8 protein-coding genes are annotated in these 11,596 nt (G+C 68.9%); 5 read left to right on the top strand and 3 right to left on the bottom strand.

The genetic code is table 11. The features are described 5' to 3' along the window. Positions 1-269 precede the first annotated feature (269 nt). The 5 genes from EV192_RS36400 to EV192_RS36380 all read left to right on the top strand — a co-directional run bounded on the left by EV192_RS36400 (position 270) and on the right by EV192_RS36380 (position 8,231). Positions 270-1,508 carry an alpha/beta fold hydrolase gene (locus EV192_RS36400; RefSeq protein ID WP_165960821.1) on the top strand — a complete coding sequence of 413 codons (1,239 nt, stop codon included), beginning with the start codon at positions 270-272 and terminating at the stop codon, positions 1,506-1,508. 63 nt (positions 1,509-1,571) lie between these two features. After that, a complete protein-coding gene (locus EV192_RS36395; RefSeq protein WP_165960820.1) occupies positions 1,572-3,221 on the top strand; it encodes a CocE/NonD family hydrolase in 1,650 nt (549 codons plus the stop codon). Next, positions 3,218-4,831, top strand: coding sequence for an ABC transporter substrate-binding protein (locus EV192_RS36390; RefSeq protein ID WP_165960819.1), 1,614 nt, complete (start codon positions 3,218-3,220; stop codon positions 4,829-4,831). Before EV192_RS36395 ends, EV192_RS36390 begins: the two co-directional genes overlap by 4 nt. After that, on the top strand, positions 4,828-6,966 hold the full coding sequence (locus tag EV192_RS36385) for a S9 family peptidase (protein WP_132123169.1): 2,139 nt from the start codon (positions 4,828-4,830) through the stop codon (positions 6,964-6,966). The genes EV192_RS36390 and EV192_RS36385 overlap by 4 nt, the downstream gene beginning before the upstream one ends. Beyond that, a complete protein-coding gene (locus EV192_RS36380) occupies positions 6,939-8,231 on the top strand; it encodes an NAD(P)/FAD-dependent oxidoreductase (RefSeq protein ID WP_132123168.1) in 1,293 nt (430 codons plus the stop codon). Before EV192_RS36385 ends, EV192_RS36380 begins: the two co-directional genes overlap by 28 nt. Here EV192_RS36380 and EV192_RS36375 read toward each other — a convergent pair. Genes EV192_RS36375 through EV192_RS36365 form a run of 3 tightly spaced genes read right to left on the bottom strand, consistent with a single transcriptional unit; the run spans position 8,197 to position 11,580 of the window. Then, the gene (locus EV192_RS36375) at positions 8,197-9,813 is read right to left on the bottom strand and encodes an ATP-binding cassette domain-containing protein (RefSeq protein WP_132123167.1); all 1,617 of its coding nucleotides are present in this window, start codon (positions 9,811-9,813) and stop codon (positions 8,197-8,199) included. The two genes, EV192_RS36380 and EV192_RS36375, sit on opposite strands and share 35 nt — an antisense overlap. After that, the gene (locus EV192_RS36370; protein WP_132123166.1) at positions 9,806-10,630 is read right to left on the bottom strand and encodes an ABC transporter permease; all 825 of its coding nucleotides are present in this window, start codon (positions 10,628-10,630) and stop codon (positions 9,806-9,808) included. The genes EV192_RS36375 and EV192_RS36370 overlap by 8 nt, the downstream gene beginning before the upstream one ends. Next, a complete protein-coding gene (locus tag EV192_RS36365) occupies positions 10,627-11,580 on the bottom strand; it encodes an ABC transporter permease (RefSeq protein ID WP_132123165.1) in 954 nt (317 codons plus the stop codon). Before EV192_RS36365 ends, EV192_RS36370 begins: the two co-directional genes overlap by 4 nt. Positions 11,581-11,596 lie beyond the last annotated feature (16 nt).

Here is an 11,596-nt window from a genome sequence, read left to right as displayed (position 1 = left end):
CTCAGCCCTCAGGCCACCCGGCCCTCCGCGAGCTGGCGTCCCTCACCTCTTGCGCGTGCCCGCGCCCCAGACCGGTGCTTCGTTCTGTCTCTCGGCCGACCTGGACGCGGCCCTTCCCCTGTCTTCTGGTCGATCAGCCGCGCGGCGAGTGCATTCTGTATACAGACGCCGTCGTTCCAAGACCGGCGCACCCCCGCCGTTCGGCGGGGGTGCTGGGTACCACCGTGGACGGACGCCCGATTCGGGCGGTCGTTCCTACGGTGTGGGCCGTGCTTCCTATTCTGTTTCGCCGCATGGCCGGGTCCGTGCTCCTGTTGCTGTCCGTCGTTCTGGCGATCGGTGGTGGTGTGCTCGCGTTTCTCGTTGCCGCGTCGCTTACTTCCTCGATCACTGTCATCATCCTTGCCAGCCTTGTGGTGATCGCGGGAGTCGCGTTCCTGCTTTCTCGGCTGGGTTTCGCACTGCTGAGGGTTCGTCGGTCGTTGTCCGTTTGGCTGAGCGCGGTGGTGACGGTTCTGGTGGGTGTTCTGGCCGCGGTCACCGTGTTCTCCCCGGGGCCGGTCACTCAGGCTGGGGCGGTCCCGCCGGGTGTTCGGTACTGGGACCTGCCGACCGGGTCCCGGATCGCCTACCAGCACGCGCCGGCCACTGGCACCGGGCGGTCCACGCCGGTGATCTTCCTGCACGGCGGGCCCGGCACGCCCGGTGAGGGCATTCCGGCCGCCGGGCAGGTGCTGGCCGCCGATGGTTACCCGGTGTACGTCTACGACCAGGTTGGTGCCGGGCGGTCCAGCCGGCTCGCCGACGTCACCCAGTACACGGTGGCCCGGCAGGTGGCCGACCTGGAGGCGATCCGGGTCGCGATCGGCGCGGACCAGATCGTCCTGATCGGACAGTCGTGGGGTGGTTCGCTCACCGCGCAGTACCTCGCCGCCCATCCGGACCGGGTCGCCCGCGCGGTGATCACGTCACCCGGGCCGATCTGGCGTGGTGACGTCACCGAGGCGAACGAGGGCGATCCGTGGACCGAGGAACCGGACGTGTCCCTGCGTGATCTGGCCATGTTCGCGTTGGTGGACGTCAATCCGCGGGCGGCGCACGCGCTCGTGCCCGACGCCGAGGCTGACTCCTGGATGCACAAGCTGGCGCTCACCGGCAGGGATTCCACCGGCTGCCCCGGTTCGCCGACGGCGCCGGCCCACGGCAACATGCAGGGCTTCTACGTCAACCAGGTCACCAACGCCGACTTCGCCGAGATCCCCGATCCGCGGCCGGCGCTGCGTAAGGTCACCGTGCCGACGCTCATCATGCGCGGCGAGTGCGACTTCATCAAATGGGGGATCACCCGCGACTATCGTCGTACCCTGCCTAACTCGACCCTGGTGTACGTGCGTGGCGCCGGCCATGCGATCGCGGGCAACCAGCCCGAGGTGTACCTCGGCCTGCTCCGGGACTTCCTTGCCGGTAGGCCTATGCCGGACTACTCCTCCGACACTCCGCCGAACTAGGCCATGAGTATCTCCGACAAATGTCGGAATCCCCGGGTCGCCCGCGTGGATACGGTCGCAGCCATGGTCATCACCTCGTCGCACTACGTCCTGATGCGCGACACCACGCGGATCGCGGTCACTGTGCACCGTCCTGATCGGACCGGGCCGGTGCCGGTCGTGGTGCGGGCGACCCGGTACTGGCGGCTGCCCCGGCCGGGTGAGGTCGAGGGGTTCACCGGCGCCGGGCTCGCGCTCGCGGTCGTCGACGTCCGAGGTACCGGCGCGTCCTACGGGACGTGGGCGGTGGGGTGGTCCCGGCGGGAGATCGCGGACATCGCCGAGGTCGTCGACTGGCTGGTCGCGCAGCCGTGGTGCACCGGCGCGGTCGGCGCGTGGGGCAAGTCCTACGACGCGAACACCGCACTGCTGTTGGCCGCCGAATGCCATCCGGCTGTGCGGGCGGTGGTGCCGTTGTTCCCCGACTACGACCCGTTCACCCAGATCCACCATCCCGGGGGAGTGCTGGCCACGGCCATGATCAGCGACTGGTCGCGGATGGTGGCCGCGCTCGACCGGGGCGATCCGTCGGTCATCACCGAGCTCGCCGGGCTCTACGCCGACATCGACGTGACCGCGTTGCGGGTCGACGAGGACACCGACGGGGCACTGCTCACCGGGGCCATCGCCGACCACGCCGGAAACCCGAACCTGCTGGAAACGCTGACTGCCCAGGCATACCGCGAGGACTCCGACAGTGGTCCGCGGGCCAGGCGCGGGGAGATCGAGCGGTCGGACACCGCGATCTGGCTGTGGGCGAGCTGGTACGACGCGGGAACCGGGGCGGGCGCGGTCGAGCACTTCCGCGGCACCGCCCGCCCTGACCGAGTCACCATCTTGTCGTCGACCCACGGAAACCTGCATGTCAGCCCGTATGTTGACGAAGAGCCACGGCCGGTGTTGCCCGACATGCTCGACGAGACCGTCCGATACCTCCGTGAGCGGCTGACCGGCGATCCCGTCGAACCAAAGCGAACCCTGGAGTACTGGACGATCGGTACCGAGACCCTCCATCGGACGAGCACCTGGCCGGTGACCACGCCTCTGCGTGTGTATCCGAACCAGGATGGCAGCCTCACCGGCGAGCCCGGCACCGGGACGGTCACCTACAAGGTTGACCCGACTACAACCACCGGGCCGACGAACAACCCGTGGTACCAGTTCAACGGCAGCGCGGATCGGCCGATGGTATTCACCGACCGGGCGACAGAGGACACCAAGCTGTTGTGCCACACCGGAAAACCACTGTCGGTGCCGCTGGAGCTGACGGGTGAGGTAGTAGTCGGTCTCACCCTCGAGTCCACCCGCCCCGACGGGGTCGTGTTCGCGTACCTGGAGACCGTGGCCCCGGACGGCCGGGTCCGGTGTCTGACCGAGGGCTGTCTACGGCTCAGCCATCGGCAGCGAGGCGAGGCACCATCTGGCGTACTAGAGCTCTACCACAGCCATCGCGCCGAGGACGCCCGGCCGATGACACCCGGCAGCCCTGAGACGGTGAGCTTCGCGCTGCTGCCGATCTCCGTTGTCATCCCGGCCGGCGAGCGTCTTCGGCTCGCGGTCGCCGGTGCCGACCATGGCACCTTCGCCTCGGCAGGCACCGATGCCGAGTGGACCATCCACCTGGGCACGTCATGGCTCGACCTGCCCCAGTGTTGCCCAGGACAGGTGCGATGAGAACGCAACGAAAGACCGGTGTGCCGACCCTGGTCGCCGCCGTGGTGTTGTCGCTGGCGGCGTGTTCCTCGGGATCGGGCGGATCGGCCGCGCCGATCGCCAGCGAGGGGACGAACGAGAACATCCCGGTCCTGAAATGGGCGTTGGCCGAGGGGCCGCGCAGCCTAGATCCCGCACACGCGTACGACGGGTCGTCCGCAGCGGTCTACACCGAACTGCTGGAACCGTTGGTCGGGCTGGACGCCGACGGCCGGATCCAACCCAGGCTCGCCCGCGCGTGGTCCCAGCCGGACCCGACCACGCTCGTGTTCGACCTGCGCACGGACGTGAAGTTCTGGGACGGCAAGTCGTTGACCGCCGAGGACGCCGTGTTCTCGCTGCGGCGCCACATCGATCCCCAGGTCGCCTCCGAACTGATGGGCGCGTTCGCGCACCTCGCCGACGTGACTGCGACCTCGCCGTCCCAGGTCACTGTCAAACTGTCCACACCGGACCCGTCGATGGCGTACTCGATCAGCAAGGCCGGCGTGATGGAGAAGGACTATGCCCTCGCGCACGCGTCGAACCTCGGTGACGCGACCGGGCTGATCATGGGAACCGGCCCGTACACGGTCAAGTCGTTCTCCCCGGCGACCGGCGCCACTCTCGCGAGGTACGAGGGTTACTACGGGTCGAAGCCCACGGTCGCCCAAGTGGAGTTCACGGTGATCCCAGACCCGGACACCCGGCGGCTGGCCATGCAGTCCGGTGAGGTGGACGGGACGTTCTCGGTGCCGCTGCAGACCGCCCGCCAGTGGGACACCACGTCGTCGATCCGCGTCCAGTACTCGCCCTCGTCCACTACCGCCATGGTCATGCTCGACAACTCGCAGGCACCGTTCACGGACCCGCACGTGCGGCGGGCCCTGTCGTACGCACTCGACCGGGACGGCATCGTCAAGTCGCTGGCCGGTGGGCACGGCCGCCGGGCGGCGAGCATCATCGACCCGACACTGTGGACGAACCTGGCGCCACCCGAGGAGGTCGACGCTTTCTACCGGACGTTGCCGCCGTACGACTTCGACATGGCGAAGGCCAAGGCCGAACTGGCGCAGTCGGCGTCCCCCAACGGGTTCACCGCCGAGGCCGAGTTCCCGAACTCGACGCCGGGGCTGGGCAACGTGTTGCAGTCGTTGGCGGCGAACGTCAAGCCGCTGGGCATCACGATCAACGTCAGTGAGGTCCCGGCCGCCCAGTGGCTGGCGAACATCTTCGGCAAGAAGGGGCCGGCGGTGAAGATCGCGTCGCTGTCCGCGGACTACCCGACGCCGATGGGCCTCGCCGACGTCCTGCTGGCCCCGCTGGACGAGCCCACGAGCCAGAACGTGGCCAACTACGCGCCGGCCGACGTGCTCCAGCAGATCGCGACGTTCCGCAAGGGGGACAAGGCCGCCCAGGTCAGCTCGATGAAGACCATCACCGGCCGGTTGTCCGAGGACGTGCCCTACATCCCGGTCTACTACTCGGACGTCACCATCGCGCTGGCCAGGAAGTACGCCTACACCGGCAAGTTCGGGCAGTGGACGTTCTTCGCCCAGGAGTGGGTGGGCAACGTCAAGGTGGCCGCGTGAACCTGTCCGAGTTCGCCGAGCGGTTCGCCGCCGTGGTCCGGGGCGGTTCGGTCCGTCCGGTGTTCCGGCCGGACGGCGTGCGGTTCTGCTTCACCGACGGCGATTCCGTGGTCTGGGACGTCGACCCGGCCGCCGGGACGATGAAACAGTTGTTCGACGCCGAACGGCTACAGTATACAGTCGGCACGTTCGAGTTCGTCGCCGACACCACGATCCGGTTCGAAGCCCGGGACGGGACGGTACTGGACCTGGATCTCACGAGCTACCAGGTACGGCGGCTGTCACCCGCCGAGGCACTGCGCCGCCGTCTGGCCGTACCGCGCAATGTCCGAAAAGGACTCATCGCGTCCGATCCCGGTCCGGACGAGGTGCCGTCGCCGGACGGCCGGCATCTGCTCACCGAGCAGGCCACCAACCTCGCCCTACGCGGGCTGCTGGACGATCGCGTGACCCCGCTCACCGCCACTGGCGAACCCGGTTTTGCATGGGAAATCGAGGGAGCGGCGTGGTCGCCTGACAGCGAGCGGATCGTGGCCAACCGGGTCGACCGCAGGCACGTCAGCACCCGGTTGCCGATCGTGCACTGGCTCGGCCCGAACGAGGACGCGCACTGGATTCCCGTCACCAGGGCCGGCGGCGCCCTGCACACGTACCATCCGGCGGTGATCGACGTGCGGTCCGGCCGGATCGTCCCGATCGACCTGCCCGGCGAGCCCGACCAGACCATCACGCCGCACGGTTTCACCCTGGACAGCAGCGCGGTGTACCTCACCGCGACCGACCGGCGTCAGCGTTACCTCCGGCTCTATCTCGCCGACGCGACAACGGGTTCGGCCCGGCTGGTGTGCGAGGAGACCCAGGACACGTTCATCGTCGGCGACCAGGAGGACTTCGTCCGGTTTGGGCCGGAACATCTCGTCGGCGAAGACAGGGTGCTGTTCTTCTCCGAACGCGACGGCTGGCGGCACCTGTACCTCTATGGCTTGGACGGCAAGGAGATCGGCCAAGTCACCTCGGGCGCGTTCGAGGTCGTGCGGATTCTCGGTGTGGCGGCTGACACCGTGTTCTTCACCGCACACAGCGATCCCGATCGGCCCTACGACGTCCACCTGTGCCGAACAGGCTTGGACGGCAACGGATTCCGGCAACTCACCACCCAGCCAGGCCGGCACGAGCCGGTGCCGACCTGTGATCTCAAGTACTTCATCGACACGCACTCGTCAGTGCACCGCCCGCCTTCGGTCGACCTCGTCACCGCCGAGGGCGCGGTGACGATGACGTTGGCTACCGCGGATGTAACCGGGCTAGACGAACTCGTCCCGGAACCGCCGGAACCGTTTACTGTCACCGCCGCGGATGGCGTGACAGCTCTACAGGGGGTACTCTACCGGCCGCCCGGATTCGACCCGGCGCGCAAGTACCCGGTGATCGAGTACATCTACGGCGGGCCACAGGAAGTCATTCACCAGGTCGGGTTCGGTGACCCGATCGGGGTCCTGGCGATGGGCATGGCTGCGCACGGGTTCGTTGTGTACAGTGTAGACGGACGGGGAACTCCGCAGCGGGGCAAGGCTTTCCAAGATGTCGGCTACGGTCGTTTCCAGGATTTCCACGTGCAGGACCACGCGCATGTCCTGCGGCGACTGCTCGACCGGCACCCGTTCATGGACGCCGACCGGATCGGTGTGACCGGAGGGTCGTACGGCGGTTACAACACCGTCCGCACGATGCTCTTCGCGCCCGACCTCTACCACGTCGGTGTCGCGGTCTGCCCGGCTTACTCGCTGGAAGACGTGCACGCGCAGGCGATCGAGCCGTACATGGGTCTGCCGGTCGACCACCCCGAAGCCTACGCGGCCGCCCGCAGCTACGACGAGGTCGACCGGCTCGCCGGCAAGCTGTTGATGATCCACGGCACCGCGGACGTCAACGCGCCGTTCTCCGCCACCATGAAGATGTGCGACGCGCTGGTCCGGGCGGACAAGCCCTATGACCTCGTCGTCATTCCTGAGGCGGACCACCATTTCGACAACGTCGGCGCGCATCACCTGCGCTATTGCCACAGTGCGACGATGAGGTACTTCGGCACACATCTGATGGGGGTGGCATGTCGGCAACCGCGGACGCGGTCGTGATCGGCGCCGGGGTGATCGGATCCTCGGCGGCGTACGAACTGGCGCGGCTCGGGTTCAGGGTCGTCGTGGTGGACAAGGCGGGTGGGGAAGGGCACGGTTCGACGAGCGCGTCCAGCGCGATCGTGCGCTTCAACTACTCGACCAGGGACGCCGTGGCGACCGCGTGGGAGTCGAAGCACTGCTGGGACCGATGGGCGGATCACCTTGGTGCGCCGGCGGAATCCGGGCTTGCCGCGTTCCGGCGCACCGGGATGGCCTTGCTCGACGTGGACATCGCCCCGGCCGAACGGGTGCTGCCGTTGTTCGACAGCGTCGGCGTGCCCTACGAGAGATGGGACGCGGCCACGCTCCGGACCCGGATCCCGGGAATCGACACGGGCCGGTACTGGCCGCCGAAATCCGTTGACGACCCGGCGTTCTTCGCCGACGCCACCGAGGATCTCGGCGCGGTGTACACACCTGACGCCGGTTTCATCGACGATCCGCAGCTCGCGGCGCGGAACCTGGCTGACGCCGCACGACGGCGCGGCGCGCTCTTTCTGTTCAACCGTGGCGTTGTCGCCGTGTCGCAGCACGGCGGCCGGGTGTACGGCGTTGCCCTGTCCGACGGGTCACGGATCGACGCTCCTGTACTGGTCAACGCCGCCGGTCCGTGGTCAGGGGCGATCAACCGGCTCGCGGGTGTGGGCACGGAGTTCACCATCGGCGTCCGGCCGATGCGCCAGGAGGTGCACCAGATCCCGGCCCCCGAGGGCTACGCGGGGCCGTGCATCGCGGACATGGACCTCGGCACGTACCTGCGTCCCGCCCCGGGTGGGCAGCTCCTGGTCGGCGGCACCGAACCGGAGTGCGACCCGTTCGAGTGGATCGACGACCCGGACCAGGCGAGCCCGTACCCGACGGCGGCCCGGTTCGAGGCCCAGGTCCTGCGCGCGGCCCGCCGGCTCACCGACGTCCGGGTCCCGAACGCGGCCAAGGGAATCGCCGGCGTGTACGACGTGGCCGACGACTGGACGCCCATCTACGACCGGACCGACCTGCCCGGCTTCTACGTCGCCATGGGCACCAGCGGCAACCAGTTCAAGAACGCGCCGCTGGCGGGCCGGTTCGTCGCCACGCTCGTCCAGCAGGTGGAGGCCGGGCACGACCACGACAACAACCCCGTTCGCTACGAGTGCGAGCACACCGGGCACGTGGTGAGTCTCGGCGCGTTCTCCCGGAAACGCCCGTTCAACAAGGATTCGTCGGGGACGGTGATGGGTTGAGCCAGTCGGCGGTGCCACTGGGCACCGCCGCCAGCAACCGCTGGGTGTAGTCGTGCCGCGGGTCGCCGAGCACCTTCTCGGTGGGCCCGCTTTCGACGACCTCGCCCCGGTACAGCACCACCAGTTCGTCCGTCATCTGCCGGACCACCGACAGGTCGTGGGTGATGAACAACAACGTCAGCCCCTGGTCCTGCAGATCTCGCAGCAGTTGCAGGACCTGCGCCTGCACCGACACGTCCAGCGCGGCCACCGGTTCGTCGCAGACCAGGATCTTCGGCCGCATCGCCAGGGCGCGGGCGATGGCGACCCGCTGGCGCTGCCCGCCGGACAGGGCGACCGGCCGGCGACGCGCGTAGTCGGCCGGGAGACCCACCGAGGCGAGCAGCCCGGCCACCTCGTCGGCCTCCCCGGGCGTCCCCCGGCGGCGGATCACCTCACCGAGCGTGAAACCGATGCTGTGCGCGGGATTCAGCGACGAGTACGGGTCCTGGAACACGCACTGGACCATGCCGCGGACGCGGCCCAGGTCGGCCGGGCTCAGCGGGGTTCCGTCGAGTTCGATGCTGCCCGAGGTCGGCGTCTCCAGGCCGAGCACGCAGCGGGCCAGAGTGGTCTTGCCCGACCCGGACTCGCCGACGACACCGACACTGCACCCAGCGATCACCTCCACATCGACACCTTTGAGCGCTTGGTGGCCGTCGAACCGCTTGACCAGGTCACGGACCCGCAGCAGCGGACGGCCTGGTGACGGGTTGACAACCCGGGCAGCGATCGGAGTGGTGGTCGCGGGCTGGATGCGGTCGAGCCGGCGGTCCAGCGGCAGGTCGGCCGCGAGGAGCCGCGCGGTGTACTCGGTGGCCGGGTGCGCGCGCAGCTGGTCCGGCGTGGCCTCCTCCAGGATGACGCCGGAGTGCATCACCAGCACCCGGTCGCACAGGGAGAACGCCACGTTCAGGTCATGGGTGATCAGCAACAGGCTCATGCCGCGGTCCCGCTGGATGTCGCGGAGCAGCCGGAGCACCTCGCGCTGGGTCGTGCTGTCCAGTGCGGTGGTCGGCTCGTCGGCGATGAGCAGGTCCGGGTTCTTGGCGATCGCCGCCGCCAGGCCCACTCGCTGCCGCATCCCCCCGGACAGTTCGACCGGGTACCGGGCCGTCGCCTGGCGGACGCCGACCTCGTCGAGCCGCCGGGCGACTTCCCGGCGCAGGTCGGCGCGGGAGAACCGGCCGGCCGAGCGGAGCGTCTCGCCGATGTGCGTTCCGGTGCGGATCAACGGGTTGAGCAACGTGAACGGGTCCTGCAACAGCATGCCGATGCCGCTGCCCCGGATCCGCCGCATCCGGCGTTCCGGCGCGGTGATCAGGTTGTCCGGCCCGAACATCGCGGTGCCTGACGCGCGGACACCTTGGGGGAGCAGGCCCATCAGCGCGCGGGCGGTCATCGACTTGCCGCTGCCCGACTCGCCCACGATCGCCACGGTCTCGCCGCGGGCGACGTCGAACCCTATGCCGTCGACGATCCGCGCGCCGCTGTCCACATCGGACACAACCAGGTCCCGGACGCTCACCAACGGGTCAGCCACGCCCGCGCTCCTTTCCAGTGAGCCGGGCGAACACCCAGTCACCGAGTACGGTCACCGACGACGCGGCGATGACGATGAGCAACGCCGGGGCCAGCGCGGCCCACGCGTTCTGTTCCAGCAGGCCACGGTTCTCCGTCAGCATCCGGCCCCAGTCGAACGACCCGGGCGGGCTGCCCATCCCCAGGAACGACAACGCGGACAACGCGACCAACCCGCCGACGAAGTCCAGCAACAACCCCGCCACCACGGTCGGCAGCACGTTCGGCAGTACGTGCACGAACATCAGCCGGCGATCGCTGAGGCCCACCACCCGGCCGGCCTCCACGTACGGCAGGGTTCGTTGGGCCAGGACCACTGAACGCACCATCCGCACCCCGCCGGGCGCGGACAGCAGGATCAGCACCCCGACCGCGCCCCAGTACCCGCTGCCGAGCAGACCCACCAGCACGACCACGACGAGGATGGACGGCAACGCGTACAGCAGATCCACCACCCGCATCACCACCGTGTCGAGCAGACCGCCGCGGAAACCGGCGAGCAGCCCGAACACCACCGCGACGATGCCGGCTCCGATCGCCACGACGACCGGCCCGACCAGCGCGGACTGCGTCCCGGCGAGCACCCGGGACAGCACGTCGCGGCCGAGTTGGTCGGTGCCCAGCGGGTGGCCGCCACCCGGCGGGGCCGCGGCGGCCAGGATGTCCTGTTTGGTGGGATCCATGGGCGCCAGCCATTGCCCGACAACCGCAGCCACGGCGAGCAGCGACGTCAGAACCATGGACAGCACCACGGTGATTCCAGGTCTGCGCCGGGTCATCCGAACACCGACTTTCGCACCCGGGGGTCGAGAACCGGGTACAGGAGGTCCGCGACCAGGTTGAGGACCAGTACGACCACGGCTGCCAGCAACGCCAGCGCCTGTACCACCGGAATGTCCTTGGTGGACACCGAGCCGACCAGGAGCTCGCCGATCCCGGGCAGCGCGAAGGTCTGTTCGACGATCACCGAGCCGGTGAGGAAGTACGCGAACACCATGCCCATCGAGGTGGCCACCGGCAACGAGCTGTTGCGCAGCGCGTACCGTCCCCAGATCAGGCGCCTGGGCAGCCCCCGTCCCCGCGCGAACGTGACGAAGTCCTCGTTGTAGACCGTCAGCGCCGCGGCTCTGGTCTGCCGGGACACCACCGCGATGACGCTCAGCGACAGGGTGATCGCGGGCAGCGTCAAGTGCCACAGTCGGTCGGTGAAGCCCGTTCCCGGGCCGTACACCGGGAACCAGCCGAGCGCCACGCCGAACACGTACAGCAGCAGGATGCCGACCGCGAACGCCGGCGCGCTCACCCCGAAGGTGCTGATCAGCGTCGCCGCTCGGTCGATCATGGTGCCGTTGCGGATCCCGGACACCAGCCCCAACGGGATCGCGATCACGGCGACGAGCAGGAAGGCGTACAGCGAGAGGAACAACGTGATCGGCAGCCGTTCGGCGAGTACGTCGGCCACCGGCTGGCCGGTCCGGATGGAACGGCCGAAGTCCAGGTGCAGCGCGCCGGTCAGCCAGCGCCAGTACTGCGCGAGAAACGACTCGTCCAGGTGGAAGTCGGCGCGGACCGCGGCCAGCGCCTGCGGCGAGGTCGGCCGGGCGCCCAGCAGGATCTGTTCCGGGCTGCCGGGGGTCAGTTGGAGCAGCCCGAACACCAGCACCGAGACGCCAACCAGCAGGACGGCGATCATCAGCAGCCGGCGCCCCAGCCACCGCGATACTTTCATCCGTGCTCTCCCGGGG

The sequence above is a fragment of the Actinocrispum wychmicini genome, assembly GCF_004345645.1.
Classification (GTDB): Bacteria; Actinomycetota; Actinomycetes; order Mycobacteriales; family Pseudonocardiaceae; genus Kibdelosporangium; species Kibdelosporangium wychmicini.
The sequence above is the reverse complement of the archived record's forward strand: the minus strand, read 5'-3'. Positions and strand labels throughout refer to the sequence as shown.